Origin of the sequence: Rhodoglobus aureus (assembly GCF_039527955.1) — a bacterium.
Taxonomy (GTDB): Bacteria; Actinomycetota; Actinomycetes; order Actinomycetales; family Microbacteriaceae; genus Rhodoglobus; species Rhodoglobus aureus.
Window position 1 is genome coordinate 62,638 of the sequence record NZ_BAAAKW010000005.1, and the last position, 23,849, is coordinate 86,486.

The window sequence follows — 23,849 nt, forward strand, 5'->3', positions numbered from 1 at the left end:
AGCATCCGTGACGAATGAGGCGCTGGACTTTCCACAGCTAAAAGCAGAAACCCGCCCCGCAACTAGTTAGGCTTGCTGAACAATGACTGTCACTGGATCTTGGGAACGCGCCGCCAATGGCGCCATGCTGCTTGGCGCCGACGGGCAACTGAGCCAAACAATTTTTGCCGAAATGTCGGCACTCGCCGTCAGCACCGGCGCCATTAATCTTGGCCAGGGTTTCCCTGACGAAGACGGCCCCATCGAGGTGTTGGATGCTGCGCGCAAAGCCATCAGCGACGGTGTCAACCAGTACCCGCCAGGCAACGGCCTGCCCGTGCTCCGCAACGCCATCTCCGAGCACCAAGAACGTTTCTACGGCATCGAGATCGATCCCGACACCGAAGTGCTCGCAACCGCTGGCGCGACCGAAGCTCTTGCCGCCACCATCCTCGCCCTCACCAACGAAGGTGACGAGGTCATCACCCTCGAACCCTTCTACGACGCGTATGGCGCCATGATTAACTACGCCCGCGCCACCCACATAACCGTGCCGCTACGGGCCCCCAACTTTCAGCCCAATCACGACGACATCCGGGCCGCCTTCAGCGGACGCACCCGCCTGATCATCCTCAACAGCCCACACAACCCCACCGGCAGTGTGCTCGACCGCGAAACCCTCGAGCTGGTCGTTGAACTCGCCCACAAATATGATGCGCTCATCGTGACTGACGAAGTGTATGAACACATCACCTTCGGCCACGAACACATCCCCATCGCGAGCCTGCCCGGCGCATTCGACCGCACCATCAGCATCTCCAGCGGCGGCAAAACGTTCAACACCACTGGCTGGAAAATCGGTTGGATCACTGCCCCCCAACCCATCCTGCAAGCCATCATGGCCGTCAAGCAGTACCTCACCTACGTCAACGGTGCCCCGCTACAGCACGGAATCGCTGTCGGCCTAGGACTACCAGACGACTACTTCACCGGCCTCGCTGACGGACTCGCCCGCAAACGCGACACCCTCGGAGCGGGTCTCCGCAACGCCGGATTCGACGTCACCACACCCCAAGCTGGCTACTTCATCATTGCGGATGCCGCACCACTCGGAGTCACCGACGCCGCCGAATTCTGCCGCACTCTCCCCGACCTCGCCGGAGTAGTCGGCATCCCCGTCACCGCCTTCGTGCACCCCGGGAACCACGGCGACTACAACACACTCATCCGCTTCGCATTCTGCAAACGAACCGACGTCCTCGACCGCGCAGCTGCACAACTCTCCGGCATGAAACTACGCCACTAGCGCGGTGCGGAAAGCGCCGCGAAATCGGCACGGGTAGAAAACGGCGCAATCAGAGCGAGCGGTCAGGCTAGCGGTCAGCGCTCGTCGCGCGGGCGCACTTCGTAGCGGCGCAACTCGAGCGCCGGGTTGACAGCCCGCACGTCATCAAGGCGAGCGTGCTCGATGAGGGCGACTGCAACATCCGTGCGCTCACCAATCGTCACCAGCTCAACCCCCATCGGGTCGACAACCATACTGTTTCCCACACCAATCGGCGGGGCATGGTCAGCTGCTGCAACAAAGACGGTGTTCTCGATCGCACGCGCCGTGAGCAGTGTGCGCCAGTGGTATTCCTTCAGCGGGCCACGCACCCACTCAGCGGGAACCACGATCAAGTTAGCTCCGGCATCCACCAATCGGCGAGACACCTCAGGGAACCGGATGTCGTAGCACGTCTGCAAACCGACCGTGAAGCCCTCCCACGCGAACGTCTCAGGCGCACCAATCGACCCCGGGATCACCCAGTCCGATTCGCGCTGCCCGAACGCGTCATAGAGGTGCTGCTTGCGATACGTCGCCACCACAGCACCGGTGGGCGCAATCGCCACCAGGGTGTTCGAGAAGCGGCCGATTTTGTCGCTTGACTCCAACATTCCCGCAGCGACATGAATGCGCAAACGCTGCGCCAATGACGCTAAAGCCTGAACGAAAGGCCCATCGAGCGGTTCGGCGGCAGCCAACCAGTCGTCGCCCATCGTGGGTGTGAAGTAGGCCGAATACTCGGGAAAAACCACAAAACTGGCCCCTCGCGACACCGCCCGCTCAGCGAGCTCCGTGATCGTGGCGATGTTCTCATCGCGGTCAGCACCCGGCGCAAACTGGGCAACAGCAACAGTCGAAGCGAAAGTCATAACCCCAGCCTACGACCCACCCGACACAACGAGCAGGGAACCTGTGAAAGCGGTTAATCGAACTAACTGCTCGCGCCGCCTTCAGCGATCTGCTTGCGATACGGCAGCAGCGCAGCCTTCATGCCCACGCCCAGCACGCCAACAAGGCGATCGTCGCGGTAGTAACCCACGGCGACCTGGCCGGTGAGGTCTCCCTCGAGGATTCGGATGTCGTCATCTGATACCAAACCCAACAGTCCATAGGCCTGCAGCTTGATCTCGAACTGGTTCGACCAGAACGACGGCATCGGAGCAAATGGCTTCGCAACCACATCAGCGAAAGAACCGTCATCGGCGAGGTGCGCGGCCAAGACGGCGCCGGCACGCTTTCCCGTGTCGGTCGGGATGTTCCAGTGCTCAATACGGCGAGGCACATCATCGAACATCGGGTTCGGGAAGCGCGCGATGTCACCAACGACGTACACGTCGTCGTGAGCAACACCATCAGACGTCACGGCCCGCATCGCATTGTCGGCGAGCACGCCATCACTCAGGTCAAGTGCGGTGCCGTCGAGCCATTCGATGTTGCAGTCCGAGCCAACCGACTCGATGACAACATCCGCCTCAATCACGCGGCCATCGCTCAGTTCAACGGACTCGACCGAAGTCTCGCCATTGATCGCCGCGACGGTCACGCCCGAGAATATTTCCACGCCCTCTTCGGTGAGACGGCGACGCATCTCCTGAGCAACCAAAGAGCCCAGCGGGCGAATCATTGGCTCTACACTCGGCGTCACAATCGTGACCGAACAACCCAGCTTGCTGGCTGTCGCACTCAGCTCGCAGCCCAAGAAGCCCGAACCGACAACAATCACGCGCGCACCCTCGGTGAGCTCAGCGCGCAACGCCATCGCATCATCCAGAGAACGAACAACGTGGCGCCCAGCGACCGGCGCAAAATCCAAACGGCGAGCGCGCAAACCGGTAGCGATAACTAGGGCACGCCACTCTTGCACCTTGCCGTCGTCAGTGGTCAACGTTCGAGCATCAAGATCGACCGCGGATGCCCGCACCCCGAGCATCCACTCAACATCACCCATCTCAGCCCGCGAAGGAAACGCGACAGCCTCGTGAGTGACGTCAGTGGCCAACACCTCTTTAGACAAAGGGGGACGGTTATAAGGCGCGTGAAGTTCGTCGCCGACGACGCGAATAGCACCGGTGTAGCCCGAACGACGAAGAGACTCCGCCGCGCGAAGCCCACCCATTGCCGCACCGACAATAACAACCGGTGCGGCCGGGTTCGCCTCAGACACTATTCGACGATTCGAATGGCCTGCATCGGGCACACATCAACGGCGGCTTCGATGTTGTCGCGCTCCGAATCGGGCGCCTCAGCCACGTACTCGAGTTTGTCGTCGTCGTTGAGCTTGAAGTTATCGGGTGCCTCGAACACACACTGGCCATAGTGCTGGCACTGGTTCATGTCGACTTCGATTTTGATCATCGTTTTTCCTCAACTCTCGACGGGTAGAGATCCTTAGACGGAGTTCGAATGCCTCGGAACTCCCAATCGCCACCCATTGCCGTCGACATTACCTCTTCACTCTGGGTGGGCTGTGCACCCACGTCGGTGCGGATAGGAGTCGGGCCGGTAACAATGCGGTTGGTGAGCTTGCCTAGCCCCTCAACCTCGACCTCAACAACGTCACCGGGCTGAACCGGACGCGAGAATGCAGGGGTTCCCGAGAACAGTATGTCGCCGGGGCTCAGCGTGATGGTGCGCGCAATATCGGCAACGAGATAGTTCATATCCCATTCCATGTTGTCGGTGTTGTCGTCTTGCTTGACCTCACCGTTCACGATGGTGCGCAGTTGCTTGCCACGGAAATCCCAGTCAGTGACCAGGCCGGGGCCGACAGGGGCGAGCGTGTCGCTGCCCTTGACGCGCAGCATTGAACCGGCATCCGTGTCGCGGAAATCGTGCAGTCCGTAATCGTTGCCGATCGAGTAGCCAGCGATGTAGTCGCTTGCCTCATCAGGAGAAACGTTGCGGCAGGTGCGACCAATGACGATCACGATTTCGCCCTCAAAGTTCAACCACTTGCAGCCCTCAGGACGAACAACATCGCCCTTGTGGGTGTTGAGTGCGGTGACCGGCTTCTGAAAGTAGGTCGGTGCCGACGGCAGCTTGGTCATGAACTCTTCGGTGCGACTTGCATAGTTCAAGTGCACGGCGATGATTTTGCTTGGCTCCGTCGGCGGCAAGTGGATGGCGTCGTCGACGCCCACCTCGCGGCCGTCACCTGCAACGAGCGTGTCGCCGTGACGCACTACCTGCGTTGGGTAGCCGTCAAGAAGTACTCTGCGAAACTCAGTCACGAGAAAGGACCACATCCTTGGCTGCCGGGAAGCCACCTTCTGGCTTCGGGAACCACACGTGCACCTGAGCGGTGCCGATTGAATTTTCGTACTCGCTGTACATCACGCCGGGGACGGTGCACTTGCCTTCACCGATTGCGCCCGCAGTGATCAGCCAGTGGCCGAACATCGCCTCGGGGCGAACCTTGTGGAACGCAGGCATGGTTTCCAGCACCTTCGCGTGGTTGCCCTCCTTGAACCAGTCAAGACGCTCATAATCTGCCTCGCGGGCAGCATCCGAGAAGATGTGTGCCGGGTCGGCCATCTCATGTTTGCGCAGTTCGCGCAGCTTATAGAAGGTATGCGAGAGAGCACCAGAAGCGAGCAGGATAACGCGGCGGTCACTCTTAGCGATGGCCTCACCGATTGCACGTCCCGCGCGCAAGAAATCTTCATCGGTGGCGGTCTGACAGATTGAGACGCTCACCCACTTCTTGTCGGGCAACCCCTTGCCGAGGTAATCCCACAAGTTGATCGTGGCGTACATCACGGGAAGGTTTTCGTCGTCAATCGGGGTGATCCAGGTGCCGTTCTTTTCGGCCTGCTCCCCCATGAGCTTCGCCAGCTCAGGGTCGCCCTTGTAGTCGAAAGGCAGATTGTTCACGCTACGAGGAAGTTCCTCCGAGGTGAACGTGCCGTGGCGGCGCTCGTGCGAGGTAACAACGAACTCGACCGTGGTGGCCCAGTGGCTGTCGAGCACGACAACAGTGTCGTAGTCGTCATTCTCGAAGTAATCCTTGCGGAGCCGTTCGAGGCCTTCAACGAGCGTTGAATCTTTGCCCTCGTTGAGTTCCATGCGGATCTCCTTGGGCAACATGATCGTGGGTACGTGAGCAATCAGCCCAACCCCAACAATTTCTCCCATAACTATTCCTTCCATCCGTTTGGTGAAAACACCGTGTTCTTAACATCTGCATAAAAATCGAACGACCAGGTGCCGCCCTCGCGACCAACACCCGACTTCTTGGAACCACCGAAGGGTGCACGCAGATCGCGCACGAAGAAGCAGTTGACCCAAATCGTGCCGGCCACCAACTGTTTGGCGATTGCATCGGCGTGGTCTCGGTTGCCCGACACCACAATCGCGGCCAGGCCGAACTCGGTGCCGTTGGCCATCCCCACGACTTCCTCATCGGTGCGGAACGTCTGCATGGTCAGCACTGGCCCGAAGACTTCCTGCGTGACAATTTCGCTGTCCACCTCAGGGTTCTTCACCAGGGTTGGAGCAAAGTAGAGGCCGCCGAGTTCGGCATTGGGCGCACCACCAAAGACAATGTTTGCCCCGCCGTCCTTGGCGCGGTCGACGAAACCCTTGATTCGCTCAAAGTGCACGCGGTGCACCTGCGGGCCAATGTCCGTCTCGATGTCGCGAGGGTCACCCTGACGCAGGGTCGCAACCTTCGCCTTGAACGCTTCGGCAAAGGCATCCGCAATGTCTTCGTGAACGAGGATGCGCGTGCCCGAGAGGCACACCTGACCGGCGTTGTCGTACTGCTCCACCGCAAGGGTTGCTGCCAGTTCGAGGTCGGCATCTCCCAAGACGATGCATGGGCTCTTGCCGCCGAGCTCAAAGCTGCACGGGGTGAGGTTGTCGGCTGCGGCCCGGGCAATCGACTTAGCGGTCGGCACTGAGCCGGTGAAGGAGATCCGGCTGAGGTCGGGATGAGCAACGAGAGCTGCACCCGCTTCTTTTCCGTAACCCTGCACAACGTTGAAGACACCGGCCGGCAACCCTGCTTCGGCGGTGATGTCAGCGAAGAGGGATGCCGTGAGCGGCGTCCATTCGGCAGGCTTCAGTACGACGGTGTCCCCGGCGGCGAGCGCGGGGGCAATCTTCCACGTGGCGAGCATAAGGGGCGCATTCCACGGGGTGATGAGAGCGGCGACTCCGGAGGGATCCCACGAGACGTGGTTGTTGTGGCCGCGCGTTTCGAAGTCGGGATGCCCGAGGTCGTTGACGAGGTAGTCAGCGAAGAACCTAAAGTTGTGAGCCACTCGCGGCATCACTCCGCGCAGGTGGCTGCGCAGTAGCGCGCCGTTGTCCATGGTCTCGACGTTGGCGAGGTCGCTGACGCGTTCTTCGACGAGGTCGGCGATCTTGTGCATGATTGCTGCACGGTCGTGGGGGCTGGTGGCGGCCCATCCGGGAAATGCTGCGCGAGCTGCGGCGACTGCGAGGTCAACTTCTCGTTGGCCACCGCGGGAGATCTCTCCGAGCGGGCTGGCGTCGATGGGAGAGGTGTTCGTGAAGGTCTCGTCGGAGGCTACGCGTTCTCCGTTGATGAAGTGCCGCGTATCGACGGTCACTCCGGCTACGTTGATCGTGGTCATTGTGGTCCCGTCTCGAATCGCTCACCGTTAAGTCATTCGGATACTAATGACTTACCTTAGCGAGTGATTCCGAGCCAGACAAGCGTTAGCGGGATCCGGCCACCGAAAAATCTGCCATTGAGCTAGTTCTTGGGCTCAACCGCCGCCGTAATCACGCGCAGCATCTCAGCAAGCTCTTCGCGCTTGCTAGGGTCAACAGGACTGGTGACAGCCTGCTCTTGCAGGTTGAACGCAGGGAAGAGTCCATCCATAAGTTCGCGGCCAGCATCCGTAAGTTTCACTACGACAAGGCGCCCGTCGTTGGCGCTGCGTTCGCGCGTAAGCCATTCGCGACGCTCAAGCGTTGAGAGAACGCCGGTGAGGGTGGCTTTGGAGAAGCCGCCCTCAAGCGCAATCTGGCGAGTCTCGATTGGCTCCCAAATCCAGGTGACCCACAGCACAACAAATGCCGTCCACGACAAATTGTGCTCAGAAAGCACCGTGCGTTCGAAGTGATTGCGCACAGCGTTTGCCGCGCGAAAGAGGTTCGATGCAACCGCCATCGCTGAGTAGTCCAGCGGCAGGCCGCCGACTCTCGCCTGCACTCGGCGCTCTGTTTCGGTGAGTGTGTGTGGTCCGGCCACGGAGGTCCCCTCGCTTGCGTTTGGCTGCGGTCACTCTATCCAACCTGCGGCGGCGAGAAAGTTTTTGTTTTGCAGCTCTCCCCGAAACGTGACCAAGTAGCCTATTGTTTGTATCCAAACAACCCATCGGAGGATTGAGTTGACTTCAACGGCGAACGTCACCCTGGCAGACTTAGATCTTTTCGAAAACGGCACACCGTGGCACGTATTCGACAAGCTTCGAGCAGATGCACCCGTGCATTGGTCAGAAGAACCAGCACCCAACCATGGCTTTTGGTCACTCACGCGCTACCACGACATTGTGTCGGTACTGCGTGACACCGAAACATTCTCAAGCGAGCGCGGAACCGTCAATCTCGAAGAACTCGACGCGGATCAAATCGAAGCTCGCAAGTCGATGCTCGAGACTGATGGCGTGCGCCACCGTGCGCTTCGCCGCCTCATGCAGGGCGAATTCACGCCCCGTGCGGTCGCCGGATATGAGACCTTCCTCCGTGGTCTCACCGCAAGCACTCTTGACGCGGCATTCGCCAACAAGGAGTTCGAGTTTGTCGATCAAGTCGCGGCCGACTTCCCCATCCGCGTGCTCGCCAAGATGCTCGACGTGCCAGACACTGACATCTACAAGCTCATTGACTGGGGCAACCGGATGATCGGCAACGACGATCCGGAACACGCTGACGTTCTCGCCAGCTCCGCCGAGAGTGAAGAGTTTAGGCTTCTGCCATTCCGTTCCCCCGCTGCCCGCGAGGTCTTCGAATACGGAAACGACCTGGCCAACCAACGCCGCGGAAAAGATGGCACCGACCTCGTCTCACGCCTAGTCAATCAGGAGCCCATGGATGGCAAGGCGCTCAGCGAACGCGACTTCAACAGCTACTTCTTGCTGCTGGTAGTGGCCGGCAACGAAACCACCCGCCACACGATCACGCACTCCATGAATTACCTCATGGACAACCCCGACCAGCTTGAGCTTTTGCAAGAAAAGCCCGAGCTCATCCCGTGGGCTGTCGAAGAATTCTTGCGCATGGCGAGCCCGGTGTACCACTTCCGCCGCACTGCGACGAAAGACACCGAGATCAACGGTCAAGCCATCAAGGAGGGCCAGAAGGTCGTTACGTGGTTTGCTGCCGGCAATCGCGACCCCGAGGTCTTCGAGAATCCCTACAAGATGGATGTCACGCGCAACCCGAACGAGCACATGGCGTTCGGTCGTGGTGGCCCGCACATGTGTCTCGGAAACTCTCTTGCACGCCTTGAGATCCGTATCATGTTCGAGAACCTGTTGCCTCGGATCACCAGTATGACGAAGCTGAGTGAACCAGATCGTCTGCGCAGCAATTTTGTCAACGGAATCAAACGACTCCCGGTAAGCGTCGAACTAGCAAAGTAGGCACATGAGCGAGGTACGCCCACAAGGCAGACCACACGCAGTATGGGGCGACGAGACTGAAGTAGTGCAGCTCGCCCTCGACTGGACCGCCAAACGGATGGTTCGCGAAACCGACCCGCTGTCAACAGCTCGACCAGCGGCCGAGCTTGCGGCAGCGGTTGGTGAAGCGATCCGCCCGGAAGGCATCGGGGGCGCTGAGGCACTGCGCATATTCGATGAGGTTCTTGAGCCTGCAACTCGAGCTCAAGATGATCCGCTGAACCTGGCGTACATTGCGGCAGCGCCCACACGGGCTGCCGTCGCATTCGACCTTGTTACCAGTGCTGCCAACATTTTTGGTGGACTCTGGGAGTCTGGCGCTGGCGCAATCTTTGCCGAGAACCAGGCCCTCGAGTGGATTGTCGAGCTGCTCGATTGGCCAGAGACCGCTGGCGGTGCCTTCGTCTCAGGTGGCACCTCTGGCAATCTCTCTGCACTCATGACCGCTCGCGAAACTGCCAAGACTCGTCGTGGTGGTCGCCCGGCTGGCGGCTGGCAACTAGCGTGCACCACCAACGCCCACTCGTCGATTAACTCAGCCGCGAAAGCGCTCGACGTCGATGTCGTTGACGTACCCATCGACGACCGAGGTCACATGACCGGGGCAGCGCTGCGGACCGTTCTTGAACAGTCACCCAACGTGTTTGCTGTTGTCGCATCCGCTGGCACCACCAATGAGGGCCTCGTTGATGATCTGGCCGACATTGCCGACGTGTGCGAAGAGTTTGGTGTGTGGATGCACGTCGACGGCGCTTACGGCGGTGCAGGGCTCGCAGCCCCGAGCATCCGCCACATCTTCGATGGCATCGAACGGGCAGACAGCTTTATCGTCGACCCGCACAAGTGGCTCTTTGCGCCCTACGACTGCTGCGCGCTGGTGTATCGCGAACCGGACCTCGCCCGGGCTGTGCACTCCCAGCACGCCAGCTATCTCGATGCCATCGACCGCAGCGAGTCGAACCCCAGCGAAGTCGCCCTGCACCTGTCGCGGCGCGTGCGCGGGTTGCCGCTCTGGTTCAGCCTTGCCACCCACGGCACCGACAAGTATCGGGATGCGATCGAAGCATCAGTGACGACGGCCCGCGAGGTCGCTAAGGCGATTCGTGCGAGCGACTACCTGGAACTCGTGCGGGAGCCTGAACTCTCGGTGCTGCTTTTCGTGCGCACCGGGTGGACGGCAGAACAGTACTCAGCGTGGTCCAAGCAGGCTGCGCACGATGGCATCATCCTGTGCGTGCCCACCTCGTGGCGCGGTCAGAGCGTGCTTCGACTCGCGTTCGTGAACCCCGACACCGAGGCAGACAAAGTGATGGCAGCGCTCGAAACGCTGCGCTAGAACAGTCTGCGGTAGCTTTACCTCACGGCGCAGTGTGGCCGACCAGTGCACGAAAGGCGTGACGAGATGAACACGACCGTTTCTTTGACCGAGTTGGCGGCAACCGAGTTAGCGAGCGCTGTCGCGTCTAACAACGGCCGCAGCGCTCTCACCATCTGCGGTGGCCGCGACGCCCAATTGCGTCAAACTTTGATGGCGCTGCGCGCCGGTGAAGGCCTGTCAGAGCACTCCAGCCCCGGTGAAGCCACCCTGCAGGTGCTTGTGGGCCACATCACGCTGCGATCCGCCGACAACTCCTGGGAGGGTAAACTAGGCGACCTGCTGCCGATCCCGACCGAAGTTCATGCCGTGGATGCTCTCGAAGACTCGGTGATCTTGCTCACGGTCGTGAAGGCTCAACAGCTGTAGCCGAGCTTGGCAGGGTGCTACCCAAACTTCGCGCGGTGTTAGCCGAGCTTCGCGACTTTTTCCAGGAAGGCATCTACTAGGCCGGCTGTGCGCTGGCCTGCGATGCCCTCCTCAGCGCGCGTTTGGGCGAGCATGATCTTGGGGTTCTGACCGTCAGCGATGACTTCGTTGATGCCACCCTGGTCGAGCCAGCCCTTCAGGATGGCGGTGTTGAGTTCGGGATGGAACTGCACAGCAAGGCTGCGACCATAGGTGAAAGCTTGCGGCGCAATAGGGTTGCGGGCGATCTCGACGGCGCCTTCGGGCATCGTCCACTGGTCGTAGTGAAACTGGAACCAGGGGCCATTGGAGACCAGAGAAGTGTCGTCGCTGTGGATCGCTGTCCACCCGATCTCGGCCTTCACACCGCGGGTAACAGTGCCGCCAAGCGCGCGAGCAATCAGTTGGCCACCAAAACAGATCCCGAGCACCGGGATGTCCGCCTCGATTGTTTTACGAACCCACTCAAGTTCGGGGGCCAACCAACGGCCGATGCAGGCGTCATCCCAGGCACCCCACGGCGCGCCCATGGGGATGACGAGGTCGTACTGGGAGACATCCGGAAACTCGAACTCCACATTGGGGTTCTCAAAGTTCTCTTCGGTGACGACCATGAGTTCGTCGATTTCGAAGCCCCGTTCCCGCAGGCGATCGCCCACTGGCCCGCTCGCAGTAACGTGATCGTGCTGCACCAAAAGCGCTCTCATCTGTATACCTTTCGGGTAAATTCTTGCGAGGAGTGGACAGCTACACCGCTGTGTGGCTTAGTATCGCACTAATCGTTCAGTGCCGAACGATTTATTTTCGGAGGAAGAATGACTCTCGACATACCAGCTCTACAAGCAGACTTGCAGGCTAAAGGGATCGATGTTCTGCGCCTGATTTTCCCCGATGTGTTGGGAATCACGCGCTCCAAGGATCTTCTTGTCAGCCAGCTTCACCACACCAAGTCTCCAATGTTCTGTCAAGGTGTGTGGGTCACGACCACCGGCGGCGATGTGCTCGACGGCAACGACATCATGACATCGGGTCTGCCCGACCTCCTCACGCAAATCAACCCCGACACTCTCACGATGATGCCGTGGGAACCCGGCGTCGCGATGGTCGTCGGCGATGCGTTCAACCCCGACCACAGCGTCAGCGAGGTCGCGCCTCGTTCAGTGCTGCAAAGCGTGATCGCCCAGTACACAGCGCTCGGTCTCACCCCGACCCTCGGCCCAGAACTCGAGTTTTATATCGCCAACTACGACGAAGAAAATGGCTGGAGCCGCAGCCTCAGCCGCACCGGCCGCGTCTACACGACCGGCGAAAGCGTCGACCCCGGCGGCCAGTTTCTGAACCTCATGCGCATGCTCGACGGCATGGATATTGGCGTCTTTGCTGGCAACCACGAATTCAGCCCATCGCAATACGAAATTAATCTCTGGCACAGCGAAGCACTGGATGCCGCTGACCGAACCTTCTTGTTCAAGACCGCCGTGCGCGACATTGTTGCCCACACCGGAAAGCACGCCCTCTTCGTCGGCAAGCCGTGGGATGACGAAGGCGGCAGCGGATTCCACCTGCATTTCTCCGTCGTTGATCAGCAAGGCAACAACATCATGTCGGATGGCGGGCAAGGTCTCTCTGAGATCGCCAACCACATGATTGCGGGCATCCTCGAGAACGCGGGAGCAATCGCCGCACTCTCGAACCCCACCGTGAACGCCTACAAGCGCCTCGGCCCAGACACCCTCGCCCCTTACCGAGCGAACTGGGGCCACGACAACCGCAGCGCGATGCTGCGGGTACCACCCGAGCGCGGCGCCGGCACGCGACTGGAAATACGACTCGGCGACGCTGCAGCGAACCCCTACCTGCTGATCGCATCCGTACTGGCCGCCGGGCTTGATGGCATCACACGAAGCCTCACAGCCCCAGCACCGGTCGCAGGCTGGGCTTACGAAGACAACTCCGCCCCCATCCTCCCGATGAGCCTGAGCGCCGCCCTAGACATGCTGGATTCCGACACAGTCATGCGCGACGCGATGGGCAACACCATCATCGACGTCTTCAGCGTGCTCAAGCGTGACGAAGTGAGGCGCTACGAAGATTCAGTCGCAGACAACAACACCCGCGATGTGAGCCAGTGGGAGATCGACGAGTACTTCGCCGACTACTAAATCGCGCACGCTCGCGTGACACCCGCGGGCGATTTTCGCAGAAGGCCCGTCGAACAATTCGGCGGGACTTCTGCGCTATCTCTTGGCAGAGTGTCAGTCGTCGGGGGCACACTAAGTTCATGACAAACATCGCGTTATTTCATTCTTTACTTGGCGCGCGACCCGGATTTCACGATGCAGCGGAACGGCTGCGCGCTGAGGGCCACGACGTCACGGCCGTCGACCAGTACGACGGCCTCACGTTCGACTCGTATGACGAAGCGAGCGAGTTCGCGGAAGCGATTGGCTACCCGGCGCTCATGGGCCTCGCCGCGCAGTCAGTAGCGCACCTGCCCGATGGGTTCATCGCGGCCGGATTCTCCAACGGAGGCGGCATGGGCATCCGTCGAGGTGTTCGACTACCCCGGCGCAGGCCACCTCTTCACCGACAGCTCGCTACCTGCAGAGTTCGACGCAGAGTCCACGGAGCTGCTGTGGTCGCGCGTGCTGCCGTTCTGCGCCTCTCCCCCGGCCTAGTTCAGCCCGTCCGCAGGAATGCTTTACCGCCGACTCATGAGAAAAGCCCCGCCGAACGAATCGGAGAGGCTTTTCTGTGCGCTGACGTCGGTTAGATAGCGTTCGAGCGGTCTTCCACTAGGTCGCCACCGTTGAAGGTGACACCGATTTCGCGGTAGTAGCCGCCGAGAATTTTTTCGACCGGCAGGATCGAGTGCAGTTCGTCCCACTGGGAGTCGCCCAAGTGCAGTTCTGCATCGCCTTTCCACGTCTGGCCAATCTCGACGTCGGTGCCGCCCATGGTGATGAGCTGGTCGAGCGACATGCCAGCATCCTTGCTGATGGATGGCATGAAACGGCTGTGCAGCATCTTGTGCCCGTTAACAAAACCGTTGCTCTCGGCGGGCTCGCGCAACGTGACAACCGCGGAGGCGAGACGGTGATCGTAGGCCGCGATTGAGGCACCAAATTGGCCGCCGTTCTCGAGCTTGGGCGTTGCCTTGCCTTGGTTGAACACCCGTGTGACAGCAATGTTGCCGAGCTTCTTGGGGTAACCCTGGAACCAACCACGGCCAATCGCGAAGTCTTTGTTCACCCAGATGGCGACACAACGGCTATACACGGTCCCTTGGTACGAGCAGCGCACCACCATGAACGCTTCGAGGTACTGGGCCCGCACAGGGTCGAGCAGTTCTAGGCCACCAGTGCTGCACGACTGCCAGTCAGCCCAGACGATGGCAACAGCACCGGGCTGTTCAGGAGCAAGATCAATATCGGGCGGAAGAATCGCGCGTACGTTGGCTGGATCGGTCAGATACTCGACAGTGAGTAGCGTTCCCGAGTAGTACCAGGGCATCTCAGGCACGAGCGAACTCGACCCTTGCGGAGTGAGTGGAGGAAGAAATCCTTTGAGTTCGGTCATGCGCCAGAGTGTAGCCCAGAACGGTTCGTATCCAAATGAATTTCCTCAATCACTTGACTAAGACACCCTGTCTTCGCCATTGTTTAACTCAACTCGTTCGGATACGGACGAATTGATATAGAACTCAATGAGGAGTTTCACTATGGCGCTTGACCCAAAAACCCAGGAAAGCTCCGATCGGACCCTACGCAAAGGGCGACTCGGCGTAATCGGAATCGTCTTCTTTGTCGTGGCAGCAGCCGCGCCCCTGGTCGGCATGACCGGTGCAGTTCCCGTCGCAATCGTGCTCGGCAACGGAGCCGCCGCCCCCGGTGCCTACCTCTTTGCGGGCATCATCCTTCTCTTGTTCAGTGTCGGCTATGCCGCGATGAGCCAACGTGTTACCAACACAGGAGCGTTCTTCGCCTACATTGGCCGCGGGCTTGGCCGCAACGCCGGAATCGCAGCATCATTCGTTTCCGTTCTGGCGTACCTCACGATTCAGCTCGCCATCTACGGATTCTTCGGCGGCGTCATGGCCGGACAAGTTGGCCTCCTCCCCTGGTGGGGCTGGACTCTCCTAGCCTGGCTAGCCGTCACCGCACTGTCTCTGCTGCGCGTCGACATCGGAGCTAAGTTGCTCGGTGTTTTGATGCTCGCGGAACTCACCGTGCTCGTCATCGCCGCTGTCGCAATCCTCATAGATGGTGGCCCAGAGGGCCTCAACTGGGCAGCATCGTTCTCGCCTGACCTGATTCTGGCCGGTGGCCTTGCCGGCTCCGCCGGGATCGCCTTCGCCTTCGCTTTCGCCTCATTTATCGGATTCGAAGCAACAGCAATTTACGGTGAAGAGAGCAAAGACCCGAAGCGTGCAGTCCCCCGCGCGACTTACCTCGCCGTCGGCGTCATCACGGTGCTCTTCGCATTCACCGCATTCGCCCTCGTCACCGGAATGGGCGCATCGAACGTTATCGATCAGACACTCGAACGTTCGGCAGGCCTCGAAGACCCCGCTGCCGTGCTGTTCTCACTCGCGAGCGAATATGTCGGCCCGTGGCTCGCTACGGTTATGGGCATCCTCGTGCTGTCGAGCCTGTTCGCCGGACTGCTCGCATTCCAGAACGCCGCAAGCCGCTACCTGTTCGCGCTCGGCCGAGGTGGCGTGATCGCCAGTTCAGCAGGAACCGTGAATGGTCGCGGCGCCCCCGGCCGTGCATCCATCATCGTGTCGGTCATTACCGGCATCGTGATGATCTTGTTCGCAGTCTTCCAGCTCGACCCCATCAGCAACATGTTCTTCTGGTTCAGCGGCCTCGCGGTCGTAGCCATCGTGCTGATTGAAGCGCTCGTGTGTATTGCGATCATCCGCTTCTTCCTGCAGAACAAGGGCACCGAGAATGTGTTCGTCACGATGATTGCGCCGATCTTGGCCTTCATCGGCCTGGTGCTCGCCGAGTACCTGCTGATGTCACGCTTCGGGCTGCTCGCTGGCGAGCTCACACTCAACGCTGGTGTCGACCCCACGGTGACCGCATTCGGACTGAACGCCTTCGGCTGGTTCCTTGTGCTCTCACCGTTCATCGTTCTCGTGATCGGCTACATCGTGTCGCTGGTTCGCAAGAACGTCAACGAAAACCTGCTTCGGGATGAAATTTCCTAAACCCCACTCGACGGGCCCTGACACTGCGGTGTCGGGGCCCTTCGGCGTTAACGGGTGGTGGCGTTCGGCCGCGGGAAATGCCAGGCCTTCCCGGCGTATGGCAGCTAGGGAGTTGCGCCAGTCGCGACGGGACGCTCCGGCTGATTCGCCCACGCCGACCACGAGCCGGGGAACAGCGCCGGGCGGAAGCCTGCAACAGTCAGGGCGAGTGCATCGTGTGCTGCAGTGATGCCCGAACCGCAATACACCCCGACCGCGCGATCAACGCTGACACCGAGTGCCTCGTAGCGTTCACGCAACGTCGCCGCATCGAGAAAGTGACCCGTGTCATCCAAGTTGCCCGAGGTCGGGGCACTAATAGCGCCGGGGATGTGCCCGGCACGCGGATCGATCGGTTCCGTCTCGCCGCGGTAGCGTTCGCCCGCGCGCGCATCCAGAAGCACACCGGTCTCCCCGAGCGAAGCAGCGTCGTCGGCCGTGAGCACCGGTTCGTGGCCGGCACTCAGCGTGATCGTTCCCGGGGTGACGCTCGTCATATCGTCTGAGCCTGCGGCCAGCGGATGCCCAGCCGCCGTCCAGGCGGGCAGTGCACCGTCGAGCACCCGAACGTCCGCGGCGCCCATGTAGCGCAGCAGCCACCAAGCGCGGCCTGCGGCGAGGCTACTCCAGTTGTCGTAGACGACGACCGTTTCGCCGTCGTTGAGGCCCCAGCTGCGCGCGGCTTTCTGGAAATCGTCGGTTGCGGGCAGCGGATGACGGCCCTCGTGCGGCTCGGCGTGACGGGCCAGCTCGGTGTCGAGATCGACATACACGGCACCCGGAATGTGGCCGCCTTCATAGAAAGGAAGCCCTGCGGGCCCGCCCAAACTCCACCGCACGTCGAGAACCCGAACGGGTGCTCCCCCGCTAGCGGCTTCGTTGAGCAGCGCAGCAAGTTCGTTCGCGGCGACGAGGGGGTGAGGCATCCGAGGCTCCGATCATTGGGGTAGCTCAATGATCGCACTCGCCGCAGACGCTTTATGCCCGTTAAATTGTGTTCCCACCGACCAAGTGACAACGGCCGATGGGAACACAACACCTAGTTAGCTACGGGGTTCGTCGCGCCCGTCGCTAGCGAGGAGTTCCTCCTCGAGAGCGCCGCCATAGCCGTCCTTTTGTGGATCTCCGTGCAGACCACCGGAGATCGCGTACTCTTCCTCAGGCGAAAGCACGAGTCGCTTGCGTCCGTAGAGGGCGAAGATGACCAGCATGACGATGTAGACAACGGCGATCGCGGCAATGGCCGGACGAGCCGGTTCATTGATGAAGAACCCGAAGAAGATCGCGAGCGAGAGAACACCGCCGATGATCGCACCGGGCACACCCCAGGGGCTGCGGTACGGACGGCTGGCGTTCGGGAACTTCTTGCGCAGGATCAAGAACGAGACCATCTGCAGCACGTAGGCGATTACCGCGCCCCAGACGGCGATGTTCAGCACGATCGCGCCCGCAACACCGTCTGCACCACCGAGCGAATCGACAAGCACGAGTGCCACGAATCCGATGATGGCACCGACGAGCAGTGCGACGGCGGGAGTCTGGCGCTTACCGGTGAGCGAGAGGAACTTCGGGTAGTAGCCAGCCCGTGAGAGCGAGTACATGTTGCGCCCGTAAGCGAACATGATCCCCTGCAGCGACGCGAGCAGCCCGACCAGTGCGAACAATGCGAGCGCCGCCGCGGCCTGGTCGCCGACCATCGCACGGAAGCCGTCGAGGAGAGGTTCGCCCGACTCAGCGGTCTTCGATGCACCGACAATGCCCGTGTTGAGAAATAGCACCAGCAGACCCGTGATGATCAGAGTGGTGCGGGCAATCAATCCAGCCTTCGGGATGTCGCGAACGGGGTTGTGCGCCTCTTCAGCGGCGAGCGGGAGTTCCTCAATACCGAGGAAGAACCACATCGCGTAGGGAAGGGCGAACAGGATCGGAATCACGCCGTGAGGCAAGAACGCCGACTGGCCGGGGTCAGGAGCGATGTCGAAGAGGTTATCCCAGCTGAACAGCCCCGAGAATGCCGCCATTGCCGAGAAGACGAGAAGGATAGCAATCGACAGGATTGCGACAGTGATAGCAAATTTGAAAGAGATGGCGGCGCCGGCGGAGTTGAGTCCGATGAATACGACGTACAGGATCAACCACCAGACAGGCGCGGGAAGCGAGAAGCCAAGAAGCTCACTGGTAATGCCATCCGCATAGGACGCAGAGAAGTAGACAATGACCGCGGTGGTGGCGACGTATTCGATCGTCTCGGCCAGGCCGGTGACGAAACCGCCCCACGGTCCCATTGCTGCTCGGGCGAAGGAATACGCGCCTCCCGTGTGTGGCATGGCCGAGGCCATCTCACCAATGCTGAAGATCATGCCGTAGTACATGAAGACCAGCAGGGCAAAGGCGATCAGCATTCCTCCGAAGCCGGCGAAGCCGATGCCGAAGTTCCAGCCGGAGAAGTCCCCGGAGATAACCGCTGCTACGGCGAGACCCCAGAGGCCCCAGATCCCGGCGGTGCGTTTGAGGGTGCGCTTCTCGAAGTACCCGGCCTCGGCCGTGGTGTACTTCACCCCGGAGACGTTCAGCGTGTCTTTGGACATCCTGTTTCCTTTGCGCTCTGGTTGCGCGCGCCGACGGGTCGGCCACACAACGCTGTGAGAATACCTGCGACGACTATACGGGTATCAATGGTTGCTGACTACCCATAATCAGCATAAATTTTCCCTGTGGCCGCGATAATTGTGGGGACAGCATCCACTCATCTGTGATCTAATGGTCGGAAAGCGCACCATTTGACCGTCTCAATGAGGAGAAATTCATGACCCACGGCTCCGGAAACCTCACGCTCGAAGAACTCTCAGCAGACGTCGCCACTGGCGCCATCGACACGGTTCTCGTGGCGTTCACCGATATGCAGGGGCGTCTGGTGGGCAAGCGCCTCTCGGCGAGACTCTTCCTCGAAGATGCCGCTTCTCACGGCGCGGAGTGCTGCAACTATCTGCTCGCCGTCGATGTGGACATGAACACGGTTGACGGTTACGCCATGTCGAGCTGGTCGCGCGGCTACGGCGACATGGTCATGCTCCCCGATCTGGCCACTCTTCGTCGTGCGCCCTGGCTTCAGGCCACGGCCCTCGTCACCGCTGATCTCCGCTGGCACGACGAATCACCCGTTGCACCCTCGCCCCGTCAGATCCTCAAGGCCCAGCTCGAGCGCCTCGCTGAGCGTGGCCTGGACACCTTCGTCGCCACCGAACTCGAATTCATCGTCTTCGATGACAGTTACCGGGAGGCGTGGAAGAAGGGTTACCGCGCACTGGCCACCGCCAGCGATTACAACATCGACTACAACGTGTTGGCCTCGACCCGAATGGAACCGCTCCTCCGCGACATCCGCAACGGCATGGATGGTGCCGGAATGTACTGCGAAGGCGTCAAAGGCGAGTGCAACCTCGGCCAGCAAGAAATCGGATTCCGGTACGCATCCGCACTAGACACTTGCGATAACCACTCGATCTACAAGAACGGCGCGAAAGAGATCGCCGACGCGCACGGCAAGAGCCTCACCTTCATGGCGAAGTTCGATGAGCGTGAAGGCAACAGCTGCCACATTCACATCAGCCTTCGCGGAACAGATGGCACTGCAGTCTTTGCCGACAAAGATGCCGAACACGGCATGTCAAAGATGTTTCGTCACTTCATTGCTGGCCAGCTCGCCGTAATGCGTGAGCTGACCCTCTTCTCTGCACCGAACATCAACTCCTATAAGCGTTACGTTCCGGGAAGCTTCGCCCCCACCGCGCTGGCCTGGGGTCTCGACAATCGCACCTGCGCGCTGCGTGTGGTTGGCCAGGGCCTGGGAATGCGGGTTGAGAACCGCGTGCCCGGCGGCGACGTCAACCAGTACCTGGCGGTCAGCGCCCTCATCGCGGCCGGTCTCTACGGAATCGATAACGAGCTTGAGCTTGAGGATGCCTACGCGGGCAATGCCTACACGAGCGACGTCGCCCGCGTACCGGCAACGTTGCGGGAAGCCACGGAGCTGTTCGCGGCGTCGACATTCGCCCGCGAAGCGTTCGGCGACGAAGTAGTCGACCACTACCTCAATAACGCCGCGATCGAGTTGGCAGCCTACGACTCCGCAGTGACCGACTGGGAAAAGGTGCGCGGCTTTGAACGTCTCTGATCGGCCCCTTATCGGCCTGACCACCTACCTCGAGCAGTCCCAGACCGGCGTCTGGGATGTTCCGGCAGCGTTCTTGCCGAAAGCATACTTTGAGGCCGTCACGCGGGCCGGCGGCATCGCGGTGCTGCTTCCACCCCAGCCCGTCAGCCCCGAGATCGCCCGCCGGGTGCTCCACGGACTCGACGGATTGATCATCACCGGCGGCAAGGATTTCAACCCGGCTCGCTACGGCCAAGAACCCCACCCGACCACGGACGCACCTCGTCTCGACCGTGACGCGTGGGAAGACGAGCTCCTTCGCCAGGCGCTCGATGCTGACCTTCCATTCCTCGGCATTTGCCGGGGGGCGCAAGTGCTCAATGTGGCCCTCGGCGGCACCCTGCACCAGCACCTCCCCGACATCGTCGGCCACACCAGGTATCAGGCTGGCGGTGGAGTCTTCAACCACGTGCCGGTCGAGCTCGAAGGGGATTTGCTCACTCGAGCGATGCTCGGAGGCCAGCCTGCACCGCTGGTCGTCCCGGTGTACCATCACCAGTCCATCGACCGCCTCGCCGACGGACTCGTTGTCTCGGCGCGCACCAGCGACGGCGTGATTCAGGCTGTCGAACTGCCGGCGGCTACTTTCGGGGTTGCCGTGCAGTGGCATCCGGAGGCAGCACCAGAAGACATCCGACTGTTCGAGGGCCTAGTGGATGCGGCCCGACACTACCGAAAGGCTCTCGCGTGAGCACCTATACCGTCATCAACCCAGCGAATGAGACCGAGATCGGCGTTGTCGATCTGCTCGACATCGAGGCCACGGACGAGGCAATCGCCCGGGCCGCCGTCGCACAAAAGGCGTGGGCGCAGGTCTCCCCCGCAGACAAATCTCTGCTGCTGCGTCGTTTCGCGCAGACCGTAGACGGAGACCTCGAAAACCTTGCCGCACTGGAGGTCAGCAACTCCGGTCATCCGATCTCGCAGGCTCGTTGGGAAGCCGGCCACGTGCGCGACGTTCTTAATTACTACGCGGCAGCACCCGAGCGGATGTTCGGCCAGCAAATTCCCGTGGCGGGCGGCATCAACGTCACGTTCCACGAACCCCTCGGCGTCGTCGGTGTCATTACTCCGTGGAACTTCCCGATGACCATCGCGGCCTGGGGTTTCGCCCCAGCACTCGCGGCAGGCAACGCCGTGTTGCTGAAGCCCGCCGAGTGGACGCCGCTGACCAGCATCCGTCTGGGCGAACTCGCGCTCGAAGCCGGCCTGCCTGAGGGCCTGTTCCAGGTCTTGCCTGGCAAGGGCTCCGTTGTGGGCGAGCGATTCGTCACCAATCCCACTGTGCGCAAAGTCGTGTTTACCGGGTCGACCGCCGTGGGCAAGCAGATCATGGCCGGATGCGCCGACCAGGTGAAGCGGGTGACGCTAGAGCTCGGCGGCAAGAGCGCCAACATCGTTTTCGCCGATGCCGATCTGGAGAAAGCTGCTGCTGCGGCACCGTACGGAGTGTTCGAGAACGCCGGCCAAGACTGCTGTGCCCGCAGCCGCATCCTCGTGGAACGCAGCGCCTATGACCGTTTCATGGAACTCCTCGAACCCGCTGTTGCCGGCGTGCGCGTGGGAGACCCTGGCGACGAAGCGACCGAAATGGGTCCGCTGGTCTCGGCGAAGCACTTGGCTTCAGTGCAGTCGTACGTTCCGGCAGACGCTCCCGTCGCGTTCCGGGGTTCTGCGCCAGAGGGCCCGGGCTACTGGTTCGCGCCAACCGTGTTGACTCCTCAGTCACGCAATGACCGTTGCGTGACTGAGGAGATCTTCGGACCCGTCGTGACCGTGCTCCCCTTCGACGATGAGACCGATGCGTTGCAGCTGGCCAATGACTCCGAGTACGGGTTGTCTGGCTCCATCTGGACGAGGGATATCAGCCGCGCAATCCGAGTGTCCCGCGGAGTCGAGGCGGGCAACCTGTCGGTCAACTCGCACGCGTCCGTGCGCTACTCCACGCCGTTCGGCGGCTTCAAGCAATCGGGCCTCGGGCGCGAGCTCGGCCCCGATGCACCGCTGAACTTTACCGAAACTAAGAACGTTTTTATTGCCGTCGACTGACAACCCCACCCCTTTTCACTCAAGGAGCATCGAATGAGCATCACCCCTATTGACCTTACCCAGCGTCTCGCCGGCAAAGTCGCCGTCATCACCGGCGGAGCGAGCGGAATTGGTCTCGCCACCGCCCGACGGTTCGCAGCCGAGGGCGCAACCGTCATCATCGGCGACATGGACGAGACAACGGGCCTCGCTTCTGCCGAACTCGTTGGCGGACACTTCATCAAGGTCAACGTGACGGATGAGGAACAGGTGAACGCACTGTTCGACACCACAGCCAGCACTTATGGGTCAGTCGATATTGCGTTCAATAACGCTGGGATCTCGCCTCCCGAGGACGACTCAATCGTCACCACGGAACTGCCAGCGTGGGAAAAGGTGCAAGACGTCAACCTTAAGTCGGTGTACCTTTGCTGCCGTGCCGCTCTCCGGCACATGGTCAAGCAGGGGAAGGGGTCAATCATCAACACGGCCTCCTTCGTTGCCATTATGGGATCGGCAACCAGCCAGATTTCCTACACCGCCTCCAAGGGTGGCGTGCTCGCGATGAGCCGAGAGCTGGGCGTGCAGTTCGCCCGAGACGGAATCCGCGTCAATGCACTCTGCCCTGGCCCGACGAGCACACCCCTGCTTCAAGAACTCTTTGCGAAGGACCCCGAGCGCGCAGCTCGTCGTCTCGTACACATCCCCATGGGACGTTTCGCCGAGGCAGAGGAACTTGCGGCCGCGGTTGCATTCTTGGCCAGCGATGACTCCTCGTTCATCACCGCGTCAACGTTCATCGTTGACGGCGGCATCAGCTCCGCCTACACAACGCCTCTGTAATGGAAGAACCAGCCGGGCTCAACGGTGAGTTGCTGCTGCGCCCTGTGCGCGGCGGCAACTCATTTGAGGAGACCGTTCAGCGCCTCCTGCAGACGGTGCGCCTCGGCTTAGTCGGGCCGGGTGAACGCCTGCCTGCCGAACGTGAGCTCGCTGGGATGCTCGCCGTCAGTCGTGACACTGTGCGCGAAGCTATTGCTTCCCTCAGCGACGCCGGTTACCTCGTTTCCCGGCGCGGTCGATACGGGGGAACCTTCGTCAGCGAGGTCCTGCCGACGCACCTCCCCGGCACCGACCAAGAAGACGCGCTAGCGCCGACTCGTAACCTCTCCCCAGAAGTCATCGAAGACACGCTCACCCTGCGCGAGATCCTCGAGGTGGGTGGCGCGCGTCACGCGGCCGGCCGCGCCCTCACTCCCAGCGAACGCGAACTGCTCTGGCTGAGCCTCGTCGAGGCGAACGAAGCGACCGACGAGGAGTACCGCCGTCTTGATTCGCGCTTCCACCTCATGGTTGGTGAGCTAGCCGGGTCGGCCTCGCTGACTCCGCTCATCGCCGATGTGCGGATGCGCGTCAACGAGCTGCTCGACAACATCCCCTCGCTCGGGCCGAACATCGCCCACTCCAACACTCAGCACGAGCAAATCGCCATCGCGATCCTCACCGGCCGACCGGATGCCGCCGCTCAGGCGATGACCGAGCACCTCGCGGGCACGGCGCTACTGCTGCGCGGGTTCCTCGAGTAGCGCCTCGCGTGGAGTCGATTC

Annotated in this window: 23 protein-coding genes; 12 read left to right on the forward strand and 11 right to left on the reverse strand. The window is 61.1% G+C overall.

What is annotated here, in order from left to right; genetic code table 11:
- Nucleotides 1–82: 82 nt before the first annotated feature.
- Nucleotides 83–1,285 (forward strand): aminotransferase class I/II-fold pyridoxal phosphate-dependent enzyme, encoded by a 1,203-nt coding sequence (locus tag ABD112_RS01120; protein WP_343922409.1) that lies wholly within the window; start codon nucleotides 83–85, stop codon nucleotides 1,283–1,285.
- Between the two features lie 74 nt (nucleotides 1,286–1,359).
- Here ABD112_RS01120 and ABD112_RS01125 read toward each other — a convergent pair whose 3' ends face one another.
- The 7 genes from ABD112_RS01125 to ABD112_RS01155 form a co-directional block, all read right to left on the reverse strand.
- On the reverse strand, nucleotides 1,360–2,175 hold the full coding sequence (locus tag ABD112_RS01125; protein WP_343922411.1) for a carbon-nitrogen hydrolase family protein: 816 nt from the start codon (nucleotides 2,173–2,175) through the stop codon (nucleotides 1,360–1,362).
- Between the two features lie 62 nt (nucleotides 2,176–2,237).
- Nucleotides 2,238–3,470 carry an NAD(P)/FAD-dependent oxidoreductase gene (locus tag ABD112_RS01130; RefSeq protein WP_343922413.1) on the reverse strand — a complete coding sequence of 411 codons (1,233 nt, stop codon included), beginning with the start codon at nucleotides 3,468–3,470 and terminating at the stop codon, nucleotides 2,238–2,240.
- On the reverse strand, nucleotides 3,470–3,661 hold the full coding sequence (locus tag ABD112_RS01135) for a ferredoxin (protein WP_009774276.1): 192 nt from the start codon (nucleotides 3,659–3,661) through the stop codon (nucleotides 3,470–3,472). Before ABD112_RS01135 ends, ABD112_RS01130 begins: the two co-directional genes overlap by 1 nt.
- Nucleotides 3,658–4,536, reverse strand: a complete 879-nt coding sequence (locus ABD112_RS01140; RefSeq protein WP_343922419.1) for a fumarylacetoacetate hydrolase family protein — start codon at nucleotides 4,534–4,536, stop codon at nucleotides 3,658–3,660. Before ABD112_RS01140 ends, ABD112_RS01135 begins: the two co-directional genes overlap by 4 nt.
- Nucleotides 4,529–5,440 carry a DODA-type extradiol aromatic ring-opening family dioxygenase gene (locus tag ABD112_RS01145; RefSeq protein WP_343922421.1) on the reverse strand — a complete coding sequence of 304 codons (912 nt, stop codon included), beginning with the start codon at nucleotides 5,438–5,440 and terminating at the stop codon, nucleotides 4,529–4,531. Before ABD112_RS01145 ends, ABD112_RS01140 begins: the two co-directional genes overlap by 8 nt.
- Before the next feature lie 2 nt (nucleotides 5,441–5,442).
- Nucleotides 5,443–6,906, reverse strand: a complete 1,464-nt coding sequence (locus tag ABD112_RS01150; protein ID WP_343922423.1) for an aldehyde dehydrogenase — start codon at nucleotides 6,904–6,906, stop codon at nucleotides 5,443–5,445.
- Nucleotides 6,907–7,028: 122 nt separating this feature from the next.
- On the reverse strand, nucleotides 7,029–7,529 hold the full coding sequence (locus ABD112_RS01155; RefSeq protein WP_343922425.1) for a MarR family winged helix-turn-helix transcriptional regulator: 501 nt from the start codon (nucleotides 7,527–7,529) through the stop codon (nucleotides 7,029–7,031).
- 139 nt (nucleotides 7,530–7,668) lie between these two features.
- On the opposite strand from ABD112_RS01155, the gene ABD112_RS01160 reads away from it, so the two are divergent.
- From ABD112_RS01160 to ABD112_RS01170, 3 genes are all read left to right on the forward strand, one after another.
- On the forward strand, nucleotides 7,669–8,922 hold the full coding sequence (locus ABD112_RS01160) for a cytochrome P450 (RefSeq protein WP_343922427.1): 1,254 nt from the start codon (nucleotides 7,669–7,671) through the stop codon (nucleotides 8,920–8,922).
- Nucleotides 8,923–8,926: 4 nt separating this feature from the next.
- Entirely contained in the window at nucleotides 8,927–10,297 is a 1,371-nt protein-coding gene (locus tag ABD112_RS01165) for a pyridoxal phosphate-dependent decarboxylase family protein (protein WP_343922429.1), read from the forward strand.
- A gap of 66 nt (nucleotides 10,298–10,363) precedes the next feature.
- Nucleotides 10,364–10,705 carry a cupin domain-containing protein gene (locus ABD112_RS01170; protein ID WP_343922431.1) on the forward strand — a complete coding sequence of 114 codons (342 nt, stop codon included), beginning with the start codon at nucleotides 10,364–10,366 and terminating at the stop codon, nucleotides 10,703–10,705.
- Between the two features lie 38 nt (nucleotides 10,706–10,743).
- Here ABD112_RS01170 and ABD112_RS01175 read toward each other — a convergent pair whose 3' ends face one another.
- Complete coding sequence (locus tag ABD112_RS01175; protein WP_343922432.1) at nucleotides 10,744–11,451, reverse strand: type 1 glutamine amidotransferase; 708 nt, start codon at nucleotides 11,449–11,451, stop codon at nucleotides 10,744–10,746.
- A gap of 108 nt (nucleotides 11,452–11,559) precedes the next feature.
- Here ABD112_RS01175 and ABD112_RS01180 point away from each other — a divergent pair, with 108 nt between their 5' ends.
- Complete coding sequence (locus ABD112_RS01180; RefSeq protein WP_343922433.1) at nucleotides 11,560–12,906, forward strand: glutamine synthetase family protein; 1,347 nt, start codon at nucleotides 11,560–11,562, stop codon at nucleotides 12,904–12,906.
- Between the two features lie 119 nt (nucleotides 12,907–13,025).
- A complete protein-coding gene (locus tag ABD112_RS01185) occupies nucleotides 13,026–13,517 on the forward strand; it encodes a dienelactone hydrolase family protein (RefSeq protein WP_343922434.1) in 492 nt (163 codons plus the stop codon).
- Here the strand turns inward: ABD112_RS01185 and ABD112_RS01190 are convergent.
- Entirely contained in the window at nucleotides 13,514–14,323 is an 810-nt protein-coding gene (locus ABD112_RS01190; RefSeq protein WP_343922435.1) for an acetoacetate decarboxylase family protein, read from the reverse strand. The two genes, ABD112_RS01185 and ABD112_RS01190, sit on opposite strands and share 4 nt — an antisense overlap.
- A 142-nt stretch (nucleotides 14,324–14,465) precedes the next feature.
- Between ABD112_RS01190 and ABD112_RS01195 the strand changes: the two genes are divergently transcribed.
- Complete coding sequence (locus tag ABD112_RS01195) at nucleotides 14,466–15,962, forward strand: APC family permease (RefSeq protein WP_343922436.1); 1,497 nt, start codon at nucleotides 14,466–14,468, stop codon at nucleotides 15,960–15,962.
- A gap of 104 nt (nucleotides 15,963–16,066) precedes the next feature.
- On the opposite strand, the gene ABD112_RS01200 is transcribed toward ABD112_RS01195, so the two are convergent.
- Together ABD112_RS01200 and ABD112_RS01205 are read right to left on the reverse strand one after the other, a co-directional pair.
- Complete coding sequence (locus tag ABD112_RS01200; protein WP_343922438.1) at nucleotides 16,067–16,927, reverse strand: sulfurtransferase; 861 nt, start codon at nucleotides 16,925–16,927, stop codon at nucleotides 16,067–16,069.
- 117 nt (nucleotides 16,928–17,044) lie between these two features.
- A complete protein-coding gene (locus ABD112_RS01205; protein ID WP_343922440.1) occupies nucleotides 17,045–18,589 on the reverse strand; it encodes an amino acid permease in 1,545 nt (514 codons plus the stop codon).
- A 218-nt stretch (nucleotides 18,590–18,807) separates the two neighbouring features.
- On the opposite strand from ABD112_RS01205, the gene ABD112_RS01210 reads away from it, so the two are divergent.
- Genes ABD112_RS01210 through ABD112_RS01230 form a run of 5 tightly spaced genes read left to right on the forward strand, consistent with a single transcriptional unit; the run spans nucleotide 18,808 to nucleotide 23,828 of the window.
- The gene (locus ABD112_RS01210) at nucleotides 18,808–20,175 is read left to right on the forward strand and encodes a glutamine synthetase family protein (protein ID WP_343922442.1); all 1,368 of its coding nucleotides are present in this window, start codon (nucleotides 18,808–18,810) and stop codon (nucleotides 20,173–20,175) included.
- Nucleotides 20,162–20,905, forward strand: a complete 744-nt coding sequence (locus ABD112_RS01215; RefSeq protein WP_343922444.1) for a gamma-glutamyl-gamma-aminobutyrate hydrolase family protein — start codon at nucleotides 20,162–20,164, stop codon at nucleotides 20,903–20,905. The genes ABD112_RS01210 and ABD112_RS01215 overlap by 14 nt, the downstream gene beginning before the upstream one ends.
- On the forward strand, nucleotides 20,902–22,263 hold the full coding sequence (locus tag ABD112_RS01220) for an aldehyde dehydrogenase family protein (protein WP_343922446.1): 1,362 nt from the start codon (nucleotides 20,902–20,904) through the stop codon (nucleotides 22,261–22,263). Before ABD112_RS01215 ends, ABD112_RS01220 begins: the two co-directional genes overlap by 4 nt.
- A gap of 33 nt (nucleotides 22,264–22,296) precedes the next feature.
- Complete coding sequence (locus ABD112_RS01225) at nucleotides 22,297–23,085, forward strand: 3-oxoacyl-ACP reductase (RefSeq protein ID WP_343922448.1); 789 nt, start codon at nucleotides 22,297–22,299, stop codon at nucleotides 23,083–23,085.
- Nucleotides 23,085–23,828, forward strand: a complete 744-nt coding sequence (locus tag ABD112_RS01230) for a FadR/GntR family transcriptional regulator (protein WP_343922450.1) — start codon at nucleotides 23,085–23,087, stop codon at nucleotides 23,826–23,828. Before ABD112_RS01225 ends, ABD112_RS01230 begins: the two co-directional genes overlap by 1 nt.
- The last annotated feature ends 21 nt before the right edge of the window (nucleotides 23,829–23,849 follow it).